The 18,069-nt window shown below is 63.8% G+C and carries 11 protein-coding genes; 5 read left to right on the forward strand and 6 right to left on the reverse strand.

Annotated features, from left to right (window positions below; genetic code table 11):
* Positions 1 to 207 precede the first annotated feature (207 nt).
* Both QFZ41_RS11235 and QFZ41_RS11240 read left to right on the forward strand, forming a co-directional pair.
* On the forward strand, positions 208 to 3,834 hold the full coding sequence (locus tag QFZ41_RS11235; protein ID WP_429198853.1) for a DUF6531 domain-containing protein: 3,627 nt from the start codon (positions 208 to 210) through the stop codon (positions 3,832 to 3,834).
* 57 nt (positions 3,835 to 3,891) lie between these two features.
* Positions 3,892 to 5,000 (forward strand): IS3 family transposase gene (locus tag QFZ41_RS11240; RefSeq protein WP_429198854.1). Its coding sequence is split into 2 segments (ribosomal slippage): positions 3,892 to 4,153 and positions 4,153 to 5,000, totalling 1,110 coding nucleotides; the frame shifts between segments, so codons are not numbered across the junction.
* 58 nt (positions 5,001 to 5,058) lie between these two features.
* On the opposite strand, the gene QFZ41_RS11245 is transcribed toward QFZ41_RS11240, so the two are convergent.
* Positions 5,059 to 6,134 (reverse strand): IS3 family transposase gene (locus tag QFZ41_RS11245; protein ID WP_429198855.1). Its coding sequence is split into 2 segments (ribosomal slippage): positions 5,059 to 5,876 and positions 5,876 to 6,134, totalling 1,077 coding nucleotides; the frame shifts between segments, so codons are not numbered across the junction.
* Positions 6,135 to 6,158: 24 nt separating this feature from the next.
* Between QFZ41_RS11245 and QFZ41_RS11250 the strand changes: the two genes are divergently transcribed.
* Both QFZ41_RS11250 and QFZ41_RS11255 read left to right on the forward strand, forming a co-directional pair.
* Positions 6,159 to 7,073, forward strand: coding sequence for an RHS repeat-associated core domain-containing protein (locus tag QFZ41_RS11250; RefSeq protein WP_429198856.1), 915 nt, complete (start codon positions 6,159 to 6,161; stop codon positions 7,071 to 7,073).
* 86 nt (positions 7,074 to 7,159) lie between these two features.
* Positions 7,160 to 7,585: a hypothetical protein gene (locus tag QFZ41_RS11255; protein WP_429198857.1), complete on the forward strand. Its 426-nt coding sequence runs from the start codon at positions 7,160 to 7,162 to the stop codon at positions 7,583 to 7,585.
* Between the two features lie 19 nt (positions 7,586 to 7,604).
* On the opposite strand, the gene thrC is transcribed toward QFZ41_RS11255, so the two are convergent.
* The 5 genes from thrC to QFZ41_RS11280 form a co-directional block, all read right to left on the reverse strand.
* Complete coding sequence (gene thrC, locus QFZ41_RS11260; protein ID WP_429198858.1) at positions 7,605 to 8,882, reverse strand: threonine synthase; 1,278 nt, start codon at positions 8,880 to 8,882, stop codon at positions 7,605 to 7,607.
* Between the two features lie 2 nt (positions 8,883 to 8,884).
* The gene (locus QFZ41_RS11265; RefSeq protein ID WP_429198859.1) at positions 8,885 to 9,835 is read right to left on the reverse strand and encodes a homoserine kinase; all 951 of its coding nucleotides are present in this window, start codon (positions 9,833 to 9,835) and stop codon (positions 8,885 to 8,887) included.
* Positions 9,829 to 10,977, reverse strand: a complete 1,149-nt coding sequence (locus tag QFZ41_RS11270) for a homoserine dehydrogenase (RefSeq protein WP_429198860.1) — start codon at positions 10,975 to 10,977, stop codon at positions 9,829 to 9,831. Before QFZ41_RS11270 ends, QFZ41_RS11265 begins: the two co-directional genes overlap by 7 nt.
* Before the next feature lie 451 nt (positions 10,978 to 11,428).
* Positions 11,429 to 13,420 (reverse strand): bifunctional 2',3'-cyclic-nucleotide 2'-phosphodiesterase/3'-nucleotidase, encoded by a 1,992-nt coding sequence (locus tag QFZ41_RS11275; protein WP_429198861.1) that lies wholly within the window; start codon positions 13,418 to 13,420, stop codon positions 11,429 to 11,431.
* A 247-nt stretch (positions 13,421 to 13,667) separates the two neighbouring features.
* Entirely contained in the window at positions 13,668 to 15,590 is a 1,923-nt protein-coding gene (locus tag QFZ41_RS11280) for an alkaline phosphatase family protein (protein WP_429198862.1), read from the reverse strand.
* A 155-nt stretch (positions 15,591 to 15,745) separates the two neighbouring features.
* Between QFZ41_RS11280 and QFZ41_RS11285 the strand changes: the two genes are divergently transcribed.
* Positions 15,746 to 18,055, forward strand: a complete 2,310-nt coding sequence (locus QFZ41_RS11285) for a TonB-dependent receptor (RefSeq protein ID WP_429198863.1) — start codon at positions 15,746 to 15,748, stop codon at positions 18,053 to 18,055.
* Positions 18,056 to 18,069: the final 14 nt, after the last annotated feature.

Here is an 18,069-nt window from a genome sequence, read left to right on the forward strand (position 1 = left end):
ACGGCGCGTTGGAATTGGGGTCTCGTCAACTGGTATGGTCCCCCGCGAATGTGGGAGCCGACCCTGTCGGCGAGGGTCTTGCCAAGCCCTCATCCGAGGGCACAAATAGAACTTTTCTGAAAAATCCCGCCGATTGCGTTGGGATGACAGACGGCGGGTTATCGCCTACCTAGACTCGCGCTCCCGAAGTACACGTTGGATGGTTTCATGCGAAGGATTGTTGTGACGGGTGTGCCGTGTGGACTGCTGCTGTGCATGGCGGCAGGCCCCGCGATAGCCACCGACGTGAGGCCATATCACGAGTATCGGGTCACGAAGAAGGGCTCGCCATCGGAGTACTACACCGATGTCAACGTCGCAGCCGAGAAGCAGACGGCGAACTGGTGCGAACAGGAAGCCCATACCGATTGCAAAATAACAAAGGTATGGTTCCTAGGAACCATCTACATTGCAGACTATAACTATACGAACGCGAATGGAGAGCACTGGTCCGGTTCAGTCAAAGGCTATCGCTACTACACGTGCGAGAATCCTCCAGCTCTTTATGTAGTAAGAGGCGATCAGACTTGGGGGCCCTATGCCAATCGGTATATGGCAGTAGGCGGCGGTTGGGGCGATATCGTCTGCCGGTACGAAATCGACCCGCAACTGGGCACTGCTCACCAATCGGACCTCGGCCCCGGCGACTGCGAAACCCGCCCGAACGTCGGCAACCCCATAAACGTAGGCCTCAACAACAAGTATCAGGAAGTCGTCGACATCGCCGCGACTGGCGGCTCTCCGCTGACGTGGTCGCGCCACTACAACAGCGGCATCGTCGGCGACGCGGAAGACGGTGGCGCCGACAAGGCGACCGTTCCTGACACTGCCCATTTGGGTAGTCGTTGGCGCGGCACGTACGACCGCTCCCTGGCCCTCGTTACCGGCGCGACAGGCAGCCTGGTGCGTTTGCAGCGACACACCGGCGAACGTCTCGAATTTTCCGAGGTGGACGGCCGCTTCCAGAGCATCGCCGATCCGCGCGGCCAGCTGTTTCGCGAAGGCACGGGCTGGACCTATCGCACCGTCAGCGGTGAGACCGAAAGCTACGACGTCGATGGCCGCCTGGTGGCGATCGATGCGGGTACCGACCGCCATGTCCGGCTTGCTTATGGTCCCTCCTTGTTGGAAGCCGTCGATCTGCAAGGCCGTAAGCTCACCTTCGTCTACGACAGCGCGGGCCGCATCGCCACCGTGAGCGACGGCTCCGGGGTGGCGGTCACTTATAAATATCGCGAGACGGACGGCAAGGGCCTTGAAGCCGACCTTGCTGCGGCCACCTATGCCGACGGTTCGCTGCACGATTACTACTACAACGAACCCGTTTTCCAGGACGGCGCGAATCTCCCTCATGCGCTTACATCGATCTACGACGAGACCAAACAGCGCTTTGCGATCTTTCGATACGATCGCGACGGTCGTGCCGTTCGCAGTGAGCACGCCGACGGCATCGACGCGGTGCAACTGACCCGCGAGGCCGACGGCAGCGTAGCCGTCACCGGTCCGATGAAGGCGGTGCACCGCTATCACTTCGCCGAGGTGCGTGGCGTACGAAGGCTCGTCGGGGTCGATCAGCCGGGTGGCGCAGGCTGTGGCGCTGCGAACTCGCACATCGAGTACGACGGCAATGGCCTTGTAGCGAGTCGTACCGATTTCGACGGTCGGAAGACGACCTATCGGTACGACGCGGAAGGCAACGAGATCGAACGCACTGAGGCGGCGGGTACGCCAGCCGTCCGGCGGACGAACACGGTATGGGACGCCGTACTTCGAAAGCCAACGCGCATCACCTGGCCCGGACGTGAAGAACGGTTCACATACGACGCCGCAGGCAATATCACCGCCCACGAAGTCTGGGGTGCCGTCGATCCGAACCAGCCGGGCGCACCGCTCACATTGTCTCGGGCTTGGCGCATGGCCTATGACGCCGATGGCCGGATGCTTCACGAAGAAGGCCCGCGTAGCGATACGGGTAAGCTAGGAACGCTGGCGCGGCATACCTATCGCGGCGCCGACGCCTCGAACTGTGTGCAAGGCGCCTGCGACTATCGCAAGGGCGATCTCTGGAGGAGCGAGGATGCCCTGGGGCATGTCGAGGAAATCCTGGCCTATGACCCGGGAGGTCGCGTGCGCTCCTGGCGGGATGTGCAAGGCACCGTGTTTACCTATACGTACTCGCCGCGAGGTTGGATGACGGAGGCGAAGGAAACGCGCTCCGATGGCACGATTGCCAGCACCACGTTGACCTATACGCCGCGCGGCGACGTCGCCTCGGTGACGGATGCGGATGGCATCACCCTTCGCTCCGAATACGACGCTGCTGGCCGGTTGATCCAGATCGCAAATCCCTCCAATCATCGCCTGCGCTTCACCCTGGATGCCGCCGGCAATCGTATCGCGGAAGAAGGGTATGACACCTTGTTCCTCAAGACACAGATCAAGCGCACGTTCGATGCGCTAGGTCGTGTCGAAACGGAAACACACGCCAACAATGCGGTTACCCGGTACACCTACGACGAACGTGGTCGGCCCACTGGCGTCACGGATGCCGATGGACGCCACGATACGGGTAGTTATGACGCCCTCGGGCGCCTGCGCGAATCCATTCAGGATGTCGGAGGCATGGGTGCGAGCGGCAAGGCTTCTTATGACCCGCTCGATCAGCTGACGTCGATCGAGGACCCGAAGGGCCTGACGACGCACTATCTCGCCACAGGGCTGGGCGATGTCGGCGGCACCGATAGCCCGGATAGCGGCGAGTCCACCGATGAGCACGATGTCGCCGGGGTGCTCGTGCGTCATGAAGGTGCGGGCGGCGTTGGAAGCTTCGACGTCACACGCGATGCGCTAGGCCGACCCACGCTCGTCCGCTACGGTGACGCCGCGCTCGACACGCGTTACGTCTACGACACAGCGGATGGCGCTTGTCCGGCGGGCGAACGTCATGCCACGGGCCGCCTGTCTGCCATGACCCAGGCGAGCAGCCGAACCGTGTATTGCTATGACGCCCCCGGCAAAGTGACGCGGAAGATCCAGTCCTGGGGCACCACCGCCAAGACGGTGGCCTACCGCTACTCGCTCGCTGGTCGTCTGGAGGAAGTCGCCATTGAGGGCGGTTCGCGTACCACGTACCAGTACGACAAGGACGGTTCTGTGTCCGGTGTCGCCGTCGCGCCGGCCAACGGCGTCCGGGTCGACCTCATCACGGCGGTTGCCTACCGTCCCTTCGACCTGATCGAAAGCTGGCGGTACGGAAACGATTGGCGATTGAGTGCTACGCGAGACGATAGCGGCCGCATAACCGCCTGGAGCGGTATCGATCCCGACAACTCGTTCTATTGGTTTGCTCTTTCCCCCGCCGGCCAGATCGAATCACAGACGGCACGAGCGTACGCGTTTCGTTTCGATCACGACGGTCTGGGGCACCTGAGCGCCGTCGCGAACACCGACGGTGAGACGCTGCGCAGTTTCGATTACAACAGCACGGGCGATCGTACGTCGATGACCGTCGGAGGCGTCAAGCAAACGTATCTGTACGATCCTGCCAGTCACCACCTGTCCAGCACGGACGGCAAGCTCCGTCGCTATGATGCGGCAGGCAACACCATTGCCATCGGCGACGCGACCCTGGCGTATGACGCCGTGGGTCGTCTGGGTTCGGCAAGCGAGCAAGGTCGGCTGTTGGTCAGCTACGGCTACAACGCGGCAGACGAACGTATCGTGCGGACCGAGGCGGGCAGAGCGCCTGGGCTGATCCTGTATGACGAAGCCGGACACTGTGTCGCCTCCCCGTAAACTTACTCCAGACATAACTCGAGGTCTCCGGGCAAAATAGCCCCAAGGAGACCCATCATGCGCAAAAGCAAGTTCACCGAGAGCCAGATCGTCGCGACGCTAAAGCAAGTCGAGGGCGGCAGGCAGGTCAAGGACCTGTGCCGTGAGCTCGGCATTTCGGAAGCGACGTATTACGTCTGGAAGTCCAAGTACGGCGGCATGGAGGCATCCGACGTGCATCGGCTGCGCGACCTGGAAGCCGAGCACAACAAGCTCAAGCGCATGTATGCGGATCTGGCGATGGAGAATCACGGACTGAAAGATCTCATCGCAAAAAAGCTGTAGACCCGGCGCACAAGCGCCCGCTCATTACCTGGTTGGTCGAGCACCATGGATGGAGCGAGCGTCGGGCCTGTCAGGCACTGGGCTTTTCGCGATCCACGCGGCGCTATAAAGCGCGTGTCGATCGCGACGAGCCAGTCATCGCGCTATTGGCGGAGCTGGCGGAGCGCTTCCCGGAGCGCGGCTTCGACAAGCTGTTTCAGATCATTCGCCGCCGCGGCTTGCCGTGGAACCACAAACGGGTTTGGCGCGTGTATTGCCTGATGCAACTGAATCGCCGGCGGCGCGGGAAGAAGCGCGTCCCAACGCGTCATCCGCTGCCCTTGGTTGCTGGTGAGTCGATCAACGGGAGCTGGTCGATCGACTTCATGTCCGACGCGCTCTGGGATGGTCGCCGGTTCCGAACCTTCAACGTGATTGACGACTTCACTCGCGAGGCACTGGCCGTGGAAATCGATCTCAACCTGCCTGCTTCACGTGTCATTCGGACACTTGAGCGGGTCGCGGCATGGCGCGGATATCCCTCGAAGCTTCGCCTGGACAACGGCCCGGAGTTCGTGGCCCTCGCGCTAGCCGAATGGGCAGAGCGCAAAGGGATCGCCCTGGACTTCATCGAGCCCGGGAGGCCGATGCAGAACGGCTTCATCGAGCGATTCAACGGCAGCTTCCGGCGAGGCGTACTCGATATGCACGTCTTTCGGAACCTGACGGAAGTGCGTGAGCAGGCCGAACTCTGGCTGGCTGATTACAACCGCGAGATCCCACACGACAGCCTCGACGGGATGACACCTGCCGAGTTCAGGCAACAAAACGATCCGGCTGCCTTGGGTTATGGTTGGCACTAACTAACGGGGGGTCCGACGTCCCCCCGCCTTCAGTAGCGGTCCGATTTTGAGTCCGGGATTAATGTAACTGTTTCGCGTAAGCAGCGGGAGTCAGTCCGCCGAGTGCTTTCTTCGGTCGCTCCTCGTTGTATTCCCGTCGCCAGTTTTCGATCTCGGTTCGGGCATGCAGAAGGCTGGGAAACCAATGTTCGTTGAGGCATTCATCGCGAAGCCTTCCGTTGAACGACTCGATGTAGGCATTCTGGTTCGGCTTGCCAGGCTCGATCAGTCGCAGCTGCACGCCGCGTTCGTGCGCCCATGCGACCATGGCCTTGCCGCAGAACTCTTTTCCGTTGTCGCTGCGAATGATTTTCGGCAGCCCCCGAGTGACGGCCAGGCGATCCATGACACGCGTTACGCCGATACCTGAGATCGCCCGCTCAATCTCGATGGCGACAGCCTCATGCGTGGCGTCATCGACGATCGTCAGGCATTTCAAGACGCGCCCTTCGGCGGTGCGATCGAAGACAAAATCGATGGACCAAACTTCGTTCGCGGCCGCGGGCCGGAGCAGTGGCTGCCTTTCGGCCGGAGGTACCTTTTTCCTTTTGCGCCGACGCACCTGCAGGTTCGCCTCCTGGTACAGGCGCTCAACTCGCTTGTAATTGACCATCTGTCCGGTCTGGCGGAGCTTGAGGTAGATCATGCCGACGCCGTAGCGTTTATGGCGATTCGCCAGCGCGCAGATCATCTCGCGCAGCTCGACATTGGGGTCGGGCCGCGGTTCGTATCGGTAAGCGCTTGCGCTCATGCCGGCGATCGCCAGCGACCGGCGTTCACTCAGTTCCTTGCCGATCAGATAGCGCACCAGCTCGCGCCGGTCCGGTGCGCTCACCATTTTTTTCGCAGAGCTTCCCTGATGACCTCATTTTCCAGAAGCTGCTCGGCCAGCAGCTTTTTAAGGCGTCCGTTCTCCGACTCCAGGTCCTTCAGCCGCTTGGCCTCGGGCACGCTCATGCCGCCGAACTTGCTTCGCCACAGGTAGTACGAGGCCTCGCTGAAGCCGTGTTTGCGGCACAGATCCTTGATCGGCATGCCGGCCTCGGCTTCACGCAGGAAACCAATGATCTGCTCTTCGGAAAAACGCTTCTTCACGTCCAATCTCCTTCTGGTGGGGGATTGAACTCGAAACCGGGGCGCTACTCAAATCTGGGGGGACGTCGGGTCGACAACTGGCTGGCCGACTACGACAGCGCGGGCAAGGTCACGCGACAAGCGGTCTGGATGGGCGACTACCTCGTCGGACTTGTGGATGGCGGCAAGCTGCTCTACGTCGAGCCGGATCACCTTGGGTCGCCAAGAGCCGTGATCGATCCGGAACGCAAGGTCACCCTCTGGCGCTGGCGGCCGAGTGACGATCCGTTCGGGACGGCGCTACCCGATGAAGACCCGGACGCTGACGGTGTGCGTTTCGCCTTCGACCTGCGCTTTCCGGGGCAGCGCTACGACGCGCTCACCGGCCTGCACTACAACTACTACCGTGATTACGACCCGGGTGCCGGGCGGTACATCCAGGTCGATCCGATTGGATTGGCTGGTGGAATCAATCCATATACATATGTTTACGGAGACCCGCTTCAATTTGTCGATCCGGAAGGCTTGGTTCCGCCCGGAAGTGTGTCGTCGGCCCATAGCTGGAAGCAACCGCCGGGGCCGGGCGGCATTTATGGTAAGGGAGTGAAAGCTCTTCCGATGAAGCCGAATACCAATACGCATCAAACAGCCGGTGCATGGCCATCGGCTATCGAGCTCAAGTACACACTAGTATGTGTCAAGGCACAATGCGTAAAGGGTAGCTGTACTCGCGACGAACCGACCTGGTCATCGCGGAACTACTACAAAGAAACCAGTGCATTCCCGTCATCGAGAGGTTTCGCGGGAGCTAACCCTGGTTGCACGTGCACTGCGGTCAACTTTCTCGATCAAGCTATTGAAATAAGAAATGGATCGACTATTCAGCGGCCATCCGCTACACCTTGGGATTGGATGGAGGTTGGTACTCGGATACTTCAGCAGAGGGCTATCAGGCGATGAAACTGGTAGTGGCGGCTGTACTCGTTCTCTGTATTCTTGTGTCGGTTTTCATCTATGTAAATGACTTGAAATCTTCAAGGTATGACTTGAATAAGTCCTATCGCATTCCGGCTTTGTCGATGGCGAAGCGATGCGATCTGTCGAAGTTAACGGTCGAGCAGCGTCTGGTTGATGATGTCCGGGGAATGAGTGCATATAAGGTATGCGTAGAACGAAAATTTTCGACTATGGAGATGCTCCCTGACTACGCCATCATTCGAAAACTTCGATTCGGAACTGGATATCAACTCGCGATAGCCTTCGGTCCGCGATCTAGTGAAAAGGTGTCCAAAACCATAAGAAATAGCGTTTACAACGATGTCGTTGTCTATCGGAACGACAAAGTGATTGACACATTTTATCCGCTTGATGACGGGTTCCAGGGCGAGATTTACTTTTGGTTTCGTGACAGAGAAGACTTGGATGTCACGATGGACTTGGTGATGGGCTTGTCACCAGTCCACGGCGGGTGATTGCCCTAGTTACATTGCATCACCAAGCCCGCAACCAATCCGCAAAAGCCCGTCCATGCGCCGCCATCGGTTCGGCCGAAGCATTCCTTGCGAGCATCGCCGCCAACGCTGCGGGCACCTCCACGCGACGACCGATCAATGGCTCGACGATCGTGTCGAATTTAGCCGGATGTGCCGTGGCGGCGATGGTCCAGCCGCGACGGTCACCCGCCAGGCGCTTGCGCTCGAATACGCGGATGCCGGTCGCGGTATGCGGGCAGAACACTTCGCCGTCGCTGGATGCGTGGCGGTGGATGGTGTCGCGGATGGCGGCGTCGTCTACGCTTTCCGCATGCCCGTTGAGGCGCGTCGCGGCATCGCTGCCGAAGAGATGGCGAAGCCGTTCGAAGTTGCTCGGGGCACCGACGTCCATGGCGTTGGCGATGGTCGGGATGGCATCGCGCGCCCGGTAGGGGCGGCCGGCGAAGAATTCCGGCAACGTCTCGTTGGCGTTGCAGGCGAAACTCACCTCGCCAATGGGCAGGCCGATCTCGCGTGCCCAGAGGCAGGCCACCGCGTTGCCGAGGTTGCCCGTGGGCACGATGGTGTTCATGCGGCCATCCGCATGCAACGAGGTGTGGCCGAAGTAGGCCATCTGTGGCAGCAAACGCCCGAGGCTGATGCTGTTGGCGGAGGACATCGGTACATCCGCTTGCAGCGCCGGGTCGCCCAGCGCGCCCTTCACCAGCCGCTGGCAGTCGTCGAAGCTACCCTCGACGCGAAGGGCGCGCACGTTGCCGCCGAAGCTGCCGAGCTGGTGCGCCTGGCGCGGCGACACGCGGTTGTCCGGGTAGAGGATCGCCACGCGCACGCCCGGCAAGCCGTGGAACGCGGCCCCCACGGCGGCGCCCGTGTCGCCGGACGTGGCGACGAGTATCGTCAAGGGCCGCGTCGTGTCACGGCGCAGGCGAGCGAGGCAGGCGGCGAGGAAGCGAGCGCCGAAATCCTTGAACGCGGCCGTGGGGCCGTGGAACAACTCGAGCAGGTGCGCGCCTTCGATGCGAAGCTCACGGCGTGGCGCGGGAAAGGCGAAGGCCTCGGCACAGATGGCGGACAACTCGTCGGCGAGCGGATCGCCTTCGAAGAACGGTTCCAGCATGCGCTGAGCCGTCCCCGCGAGGTAGCCGTCGAGCGGCGGCAGGCCGATCCTCGGCATGGTTTCGGGCACGTAGAGGCCGCCATCGGGTGCGAGGCCGGCGGCGATGGCGGCGGAAAGGCCTACGTGCGCGGCGCCGCCGCGCGTGCTGACATAGCGCATGCTCACAGCACCTTCGCGGCAGGGCCGTCGATCGGAGCGACCAGCATGTCGCTGTCATGGCCGGCGGCCTTGAAGGCGGCGCGCATGTCGAGCGCTGCCGCTTCGGCCGAGGCACGGTCTTCGAACCAGCCGAACACGCTGGGCCCGGCGCCGGAAATGCTGGCACCGAAGGCGCCATGGTCGAGGGCCGCCTGTTTCACCTGGGCGAAGCCGGGGATCAGTGGCGCACGCCGGGGTTCGACGAGCACATCGGACAAGCCCTCGCGCACCAGCGCCGCTTCACCGCGATAGCAGCCCGCCAGCACGAGGGCCAGGTTCGCGCTCTGCGCCACGAATTCGCCCAAGGCGTAATGACCAGCCAGTGCGGCGCGCGCACGCCGCGTCTCCAGCACCACGTGCGGATGGACGAGCGCGCAATGCCATGCGGCCGGCACCGGAATGCGCACCAGGCGCGACGTCGTGGCCAGCACGAGCCCGCCCACCAGCATCGGCCCGAGGTTGTCGCCGTGGCGGCTGCCGCTGGCGACGACTTCACCATCGAGGGCGAAGGGGTAGAGGGCCTCGCGCGACAGGGGCTCGTCGAGCAGTGCGTTCGCGGCGACGACGGCCGCCACGCAGGACGCCGCCGAGCCGCCCATGCCGGAGCCGAGCGCGATGCCCTTATGCAGGATCAGCTCGAAACCGAAGGGCAGGTCCAATGCGTGCAGCATCGATAGCAGCGCCGCGCCGGCCGTGTTGTCGGGCGCGTGCAAGGGCAGATCGGTCACGACGCCATCGATGGCGGCGATGCGCACTTCCCGCTCGGGAATGCGGCGCACTTCGGCACGGTCGCCGGCGCCCGCGACCGTATGGCCGAGGATATCGAAGCCGATGCCGACGTTGCCGACACTGGCATAGGCCTCGGCCACGGCGACATCCGCACGAGCCAGGGGCGAGGATTGGTCTTTCAGCATGCGCACCGTTTTACTCCCATCGCGCCCGCCACGCGTAGCAGGTCGGCGAACACCGCCGCCGCCGTGACTTCCGGACCGGCACCCGGTCCCTGGACGACCAGCGCATTGTCGCAGTAACGGCGCGTGGCGAAACGCACCACGTTGTCGGTGAGCCGTGAGTGGGCGAAGGCATGCTCGCGATCAATCGCCTGGACGCCGACCGACGCCTGCCGGCCATCGAGCCGCGCCACGTGGCGGAGCACGCGACCCGACGCCCGCGCTTCGGAAAGCAGGGCGGCCATCGGCGCATCCATACCTTCGAGGTTTTCCATGAACTCCTCGCGCGAACATCCGGCGAGGTCGGCGGGGATGAGGCTGTGCACGGCGACGTCCTCCAGCGAGAGCGCCAGGCCCGCTTCGCGAGCGAGGATCACGAGCTTGCGTGCCACGTCCATGCCGGAGAGATCGTCGCGCGGGTCCGGTTCGGTGTAACCCATGGCATGGGCTTCGCGGACGAGGGCGGAGAAGGGGATGGAGCCGTCGAAGCGGTTGAACAGCCATGCCAGGGTGCCGGAAAGCATGCCTTCCACCGCGGTGAGTTCGTCGCCCGTATCGATCAGGTCGCGCAGCGTCTGCACCACGGGAAGACCCGCGCCGACCGTGCCTTCGTAATGCAGGCGTGCACCGCTGGCGCTCGCCGCGCCGCCGATCTTCCGCCAGCGTTCGAGTGGCCCGCTGGCGGCACGCTTGTTCGGCGTCACCACATGGATACCGGCGGCCAGCCAGCCGGCGTAGTGGTCGGCGACCACGTCGCTGGCGCTGCAATCGGCGAGGACGGCCGCTTCGCCACGTTCACCCGCGACGTAGGCGGCGAACTCGTCCAGTTCCGCGGGCCGCCAGGTCTGTGCGCCGTGCGTGCGGCTGTTCAAGGCGTCGTCGTCGCAGTCGAGCCACATGTGGCGGCTGTCGCTGACCCCGCGCAGGCGCAGTTCCAGGTTGCAGTCGCGGAGCAGCCGTGGCGCGGCCAGCCGGAGCTGGGTAAGCAGGGCGCTACCGACCTTGCCCGGGCCGACGATACCGATATTGACGACGAAGGGCGGGACGACCGCACGCAAGGGCGCGGCGCGGAGTGGTGAACGGGGTGGTGCGACAGCGATGGACACGATCAAAGCCTCCGGTGAGAGGCCCTTCGGTCACGTCAGGTGGGTTGTCGGCTGAGAGTTCTGGCGCCGGTCCCGTCCTGCGGGAGGTCGGGGCCGGCAGCGACAAGGGAACTAGGCGCGCGCGAACTCCGATCCTCCGACCAGGGTAGTGGTCGTGGTGGTTGTAGTCGCGGTGGTGGACAAGGACGCGAGCACGCCGGCCGTGAGGGCCGTGATGAAGCGCGGTGCTGGCGTGATGGGATGCATGGGTCGACGTTATGCCTGGGGCGAGGGGGCTGTCAAGCGGGGCGAGGGGCGGCCTGATGGCCTATGCGGTTTCTTTGGGGGTGCTCGGCAGACCGAATCGCCGACAGGGTCGGCTCCCACCAGGGCAGTGCCGGTACCTCGTGGGAAACCGGTGCCCATGCCTGGTGGGAGCCGACCCTGTCGGCGATTCAAGTCGCCGGAAAGCTCAGCGCTTCGACAAGTCGATCGAATACACCGCCGTCCCATCACCGTTGTCGCGCAGCTGGCGGATCGGCAGGCCGAGCGACTTCGCGACATCTTCCTTCCCGCTGGCCGAGGTGAAGGTCACCGCGCCCTTCGTCTTCAACGGCGCGAAGGTCCACGAACGCTTGTCCACATCTTTGCGCGTCAGCGTCTTTTTCGCCTCCACCCAGCGGATCACCACTTCACGATTGCCGTCGGGCGCGCTCAGTACGATGTTGGCGTCGTCCATGCCGGGGAATCCGCCGCCACCGCTGGCGCGGTAGTTGTTGGTCACCACGATGAACGGCTGTCCCGGCTTCACCGGCTTGCCCTTGTAGCGGAGGTCGACGATACGTTCGCCCTCGGGCTTGCTCACGTCGATGGTGTAGGCGATGCCGCCTTGCATCTGGTCGAAGTTGTAACCGGGGAAGCTGCCGATCAGCGCCTGCTCGCCTTCCTTCGCCGGATCGATCCGGTTGAAACGCGTCGCCGACTTCTCCAGCCACGCCTTCACGCCCTTGCCATCGGTCTTCACCGCGGCGAGGGTATTCGGATAGAAGTACAGGTCGGCAGCATTGCGGATCGTCATCGGGCCGGCGGGCACGTCGGTGAAGTCGTCCGGGCCGCCGAAGCCCGTGCGGAAGGCGGATGCGGCGGAAAGCACGGGCACGTCCTTCCATTCCGGATGCGTGCGGCCGAGTTCGTCACGCGCATAGTCGATCTGCGCCGCGTTGACCACCGACAGCGCGGACATGTTGCCTTCGTCGGCGAAGTAGCTGCTGAGCGGATGGTCGGTGGCGCCGATCGGCGTGTTCACGTAGGCGATGGCGGCCTCGTGGGCCTCGCGCACGATCGGCGCGATGGCCGGGTCGGGGGCCACGCACTCGTTCTTCTTCGGGCAGATCGGGCGGACCTGGCTGTGGCTCTTGTCCTTGTCCACCACCCAGCGGCCGCCTTCGCGCTTCAGCGTCATGTCGATCACGCCGAGGTCCTTGCCGAAGAAGCCGCCCATCACGGCCGGCACGCCGCGCACGAGGCCACGCTTCGCATCGACATCTTTCATGTCGGCGTAACGCGGTCCGGGGAATTCCGTATGCGAGTGGCCCAGGAGCAACGCGTCGATGCCCGGGACGCCGGCGAGGTACCAACCGCCGTTCTCCATCTGCGGCGTGTACGGCGCCGTGTTCAGTCCACCATGCAGGATCGCCACGACGAGATCGGGGTGCTGGGCTTGCACCTCGGGCATGTACTTGTTCGCGGCTTCGACGACGCCATCGACGGTGACCTTGCCGGCGAGGTTGCGCTTGTCCCAGTCGAGGATCGGCGGCGGAGTGAAGCCGATGATGCCGATCCTGAGCGTGGTGGCGACCGGCTTGCCATCGGGACCCGTCGCGGTGACGGTCTTCTCGACGATCGTCCAGGGCTTGAAGATCGGCTTGCCGTCGCGTGCGCTGTAGACGTTGGAAAGCACCAGCGGGAATTTCGGCCCGGCGCACTGCCGAGGGCTCACGCCATCGACGTTCATCGCGGTGTTCGTCACCTGGGCGAGGAAGGGCAGGCCATAGTTGAACTCATGGTTGCCGGCGGTGCCGCCGTCGTAGCCCACGGCATCCATCGCCTTGTAGATGCCCAGCTCCGTGTCGCAGCCCACCGGCTTCACCAGTGCCTGGTAGTCGGCGAGCACGGAACCCTGGATGGTGTCCCCGCTGTCGAACAGCACCGTGTTCGGGAATTCCTTGCGGGCTTGGCGGATCAGCGTGGCGACGCGCTCGTAGCCGAAGGTCGGGTCGTCCTTTTGCTTGTAGTAGTCGTAGGAAAGGATGTTCGAATGGACGTCGGTGGTCTCGAGGATGGCGAGGCCGAGCGTCGCCCCGTCCTTCACGCTGGTGGTCGCCGCGGGTTTTCCAGCGGGAGTGCCGGCGCAGGCGGCGAGCAGGGCGGCCGAGAGCGTGGCCAGGGCGAGGGGCTTGAACATCGTGGGTATCCGGTGGAGACGGGGTTCGGGGCGGGAAACTAGCAGAAATGCCGGAAGGTGGTTCTGTGAGACGGCTCGAGGTGGGAGCCGACCCTGTCGGCGATGGGTGCTTGCCTCAATCCGGTGGGAGCCGCTTCAGCGGCGATGGGTGCTTGCCGCAAAGTGGCCCGCTGCCGCGGGATCGCCGACAAGGTCGGCTCCCACCAGGGTGAGGAGGCCCCACAGGAATAAGGAATCGCCATGGGACTCACTGGCGGTCGGCTTTTGCTTCGTCGAAATAGGTGTAGGTCTTGCCGTTGTCGTCGAGTTGCTTGGTCTTCAGGACGAAACGGTACGACGTCCGGTTCATCGGGGAGCCGTCGACGCGGCGGATATCGAGGCCGGTGGCTGTGTCGGTCGCCACCTGGGCGGCCTTTACGCTGAGCCCGTCGGCGTTGCGACCTGCCAGCCCTTCGCGCAGCACGCGGCCATCCGTCTTGCCGAGGTCGAGCTTCAGCAGCGAGGCCAGCGTCGGCGCGAGGTCCACATTGCCGCTCGGCAACTCGCTGTGCACGCCCCGGCGGAAATCCGGACCGGTCGCGACGAGGAGGTTGTGCACGTCCACCGGACTGAAACTGCCATGCATGCCCCGTTCGTTCGACATGCTGGTGTATTCCGTGCCCTTGAATCCCTGCACCGTGGCATCGGCATCGAAGTCGTAGCTGACCACGATGTCCGGCGCGCGCTTGTTGGCGAGGTGCACCGTCGCCAGCGGCAGCGTGCCGGGCAGCTTGCCGTAGCGGGCGTCGACGAAGATGGCACCGAAGGGCTCGCGGCTTTGCAGGAAACGCACGGCTTTCCGCACTAGTTCGCGATCGTGCGCGGGCTGGTAGAGGTATTCGCTGCCGCCGTTCGGGGCGATCACGAAGGCATCCTTCGGCAGCTCGGCCGGGACCTTGTAAGCGGGGGTCGTATAAGGACCGGACTTGCCGCAGACCCTGCCGTCGTCGTCGAAACGCGTCGGTCGAAGTTGGCCGCCATCGGCCTTCACGCCGGCCATCACGGGCGCGTAGATGCACCCGAAGCCGTCGAAGGCCACGAAGCCCGCGCGGCTCATCTCGTCGGCGAGCCGGATGGCACCCGAGGTGGAATAACCCCATTCCGCGTCGACGTGGCCCACGCGGCCATCGTTGATGGCGCGTAGCGGGAAGAGATCCACCGGCCCGGAAACGTTGCTGTGCGCATGGTCGGACACGATGACCAGGTCGGTGTCGCCGTCCATACCCAGTTCCTTAAGGCGCGCCTGAAGCTTGCCCAGCAGTTCGTCCTGCGCGCGCAAGGCAAGGTGGAAGTTCGGCGAGCCGACACCATAGGCATGCTCCGTGGAATCCGGATTGCGCAGCCAGACGAAGCTGATGTCCGGTTTCTCGACCGGCAGCACGTAATCGAGGAAGGCGCGCATCAGGTACGCGTTCGCGGCCGTCGGCGGGGCGCCCGCCCCATCGGAGGCATCGGAGGTGATGCCGTCCTTCAACGTCACCAGCGGAAGCGGTGCCGTTGGCGTGCCATTGTCCGGCTCGAGCTGGAAGCGGTCCGGGTCGTAGGCGTGCACGGTGTTGGCGGGCAGCGGAAAGCCGGCCCCGGCGAGCTTCTTCGCGAACGCCAATGGCAGGGCCACGTTTTCGTCGAGGATCGTGCCGCCTTCATGGATATCCTGCAGGAAGGCCGGCCCGGACTTGCCGACCACCGCCGTTTTCAGGCCCGCCTTGCGTGCCTTTCCGAGCAGCGTCGGCGCCTGCAACAGGTCATGGTCCCAGTGATCGTCCAAGGCGCGAAGGACGGCGTAGTCCTCGGTATAGACGGGTGCGTTGAAGTCGCTTGGCGCACCCTTGGCATCGAATCCCTTGGCGCCCGGCGCCCAGAAACGGTTGCCGAAGAAGCCGATCGTGCCGGGGAACGAGCCCGTGGCGAAGCTCGATGCGTTGACCATGGTGAAGGTGGGATAGGTCGCGTGGTTGTCCGCGAAATAGGTGCCCTGCTTCACCAGGGCCGCGAGGTTCGGCGTGTCGTCCTCGCTGATCGCATCGGGCCGCATGCCGTCCCAGACGAAGACGACGACGCGGTGTGCCGCGTGGGCCTCGACGGCGAGAACCATGAGACACAGGGCGGCCAGTCGGGCGAGTCGGCGCATGGGCGGTACCGTGAGGTTAAAAGGGGGAATAGTGACGCCGCGATGTTGCAGTTCGGGGACGCTGCCGCAACTGCGACCCACGTCACCGCTTCGCAACATCTTCCCGGAGCCGTAAAAAAACGTAAACACTCGTCAGTCACCCTCGTCCGCTTCCCATGACGAGTTACCTGTCGATGATGTATTCCCGCCGCGCCCTGTTCCTCGCCCTCGCCTCCGCGCTTGCTTTCCAGGCTCATGCCGACGATGTGCCGCCGCCGAAGACCCAGGACCTGGAAGCGGTTTCCGTCATCGGCCAGGGCGAGACGCGTCAGGTGCAGCGCATCGTGCCGGAGGATCAGAAGGTGCTCCCGCCGGGGACCAGCCCGCAGAAGATCCTCAACCGCCTGCCGGGCGTCTCGGTGCAATCGAACGACGCCTTCGGCGCCAACGAGGAATCGCAGTCGATCACCTTGCGCGGTTTCAATACCACCCGCCTGGGCTACACGCTCGACGGCCTGCCGCTGGGCGACAACGCCTACGGCAACTACAACGGCCTGAACATCTCTCGCGCGCTGCTGCCGGAGAACATGGCGACCGTCGAATTGTCCGAAGGCATCGGCGCCCTGGGCACGGCCTCCACCAGCAACCTCGGCGGCGCCATCCAGTACTTTTCGTCGGACCCGGCCAAGACCTTCGGCGGCAAGGTGGCGCAGACCTTCGGCAGCGATCACAACCGGCGTACCTATGCGCGAATCGACACGGGCGACTACAAGGGTTTCTCCATGTACCTGTCCGGTGCCCATGCCGACGCGGACATGTGGGCACGACCCAATTCGCCGACAAATACCAAGCAGTTCAACGGCAAGGCCGTCTATGAGTTCGGTGAAGGCAACCGCATCACAGGGTTCGCAGATACCTCGCGCACGAGCCAGGCCGACTACGCCTATCTCTCCAAGAGTGGCTTGAAGCGCGGTCTCGGTTGGGACTGGAACCTCTACGCCCCCGACTGGAACCGCGCGTTGGCGGCGGCGTATTGCGCGCCCGCGTACACCAAGGGTGGCGTAAGCGATCCACGCTGTGGTTTCTCCGGTGGCGTGGACAACATCGACGACGCGTACTACCAGAGCCGAGCGCTGCGTCGCGACGATCTCTACTACCTCGCGGGCGACTTCGCCGTCGCCGACGCGGCCACGTTGCATACCCAGGTCTATCACCACGAAAACGCCGGCCAGGGCCACTGGTGGTCACCGGGACAGAAGTCCAATCCAGGTACCCCGGAAGAACTGCCGATCTCGATCCGCAGCACGAACTACACGATCAACCGCAACGGCGCCATCGCGTCGCTGTCGTGGGACCTGGGCAACCACCACGTGGAAGGCGGCGTCTGGTACGAGAAGAACGACCATCACGTCGAGCGCAATTTCTACTACATCGACGGACCGGTCAGCGACGACCGCTATCTCTCCGATCCGGATCGCCGCCTGTTCGCGCAGGACTATACGATCACCACCAAGCAGGCCTACCTGCAGGACAGCTTCAAGGCGCTGGACGACCGCCTCACCATCGACATGGGCGTGAAGAGCCCCCATACCACCATGAAGGCGGTCGAGCTGCCTGGCGTGGAGAGCCCCTATGCCAATGGCACGCTGAAGGCGGGCAAGTCCCTGCTGCCGCAGGCCGGATTGGCGTACCAGCTGGCGCCGGGCCAGGAGATCTTCCTTTCCTATGCCAAGAACATCGCCGCCTTCCAGGGCGGTGGCGCGGGTGGCCCGTTGTCGGTGTCGCAGGCCGCCTTCGACGGCACGAAATCGAACCTGAAGCCCGAGCAGTCGCGCTCGATCGACGGTGGCTTCCGCAGCGTCGGCGAGGGATACGAAGCGTCGGTCGCGCTGTACGACGTGAAATTCGACAACCGCCTGCTCTCGCTCAATCCCTGCCCGAGCATCGAGGTGGGTACACGGCCCGAATGCAACACGGCCTTCGTCAACGTGGGCTCGGTGAGCAGCCGCGGGGCCGAGTTCACCTTCATCTGGAAGCCGGTGCGTGGTTTCGAGTGGTATAACTCGGCGTCGTTCAACGACTCCACGTATGACGACAACTATGTCGCCGGCGGCAAGATCGTCCCGGTGAAGGACAAGACCACGGTGGATACGCCCAAGCGCATGTTCGCCAGCGAGATCAGCTGGACCTCCGGGCCCTGGTCGGCCAGTCTGCGCGGCAAGTACACCGGCAAGCGCTACTACACCTATACGAACGACCAGAGCGTGGCCGGTGCGACCTCGTTCGACTTCGGCGCCGGCTACGACTTCGGTCCCATCGCCAGCCTGAAGGCGCTGACCCTGGCGCTCAACATCACCAACCTTACGGACCACCGCTACGCGACGAACCTCACCGCGTTCGCGGCGACGGACCCGCAAGGCCGTGCCCTGGCGTTCCACGCCAGTGCCCCGCGACAGAGCTTCCTCACCCTGACGGCGGATTTCTGATGAGGGCGTTTGCT

Source organism: Luteibacter sp. W1I16 (assembly GCF_050434905.1).
Lineage (GTDB): Bacteria > Pseudomonadota > Gammaproteobacteria > Xanthomonadales > Rhodanobacteraceae > Luteibacter.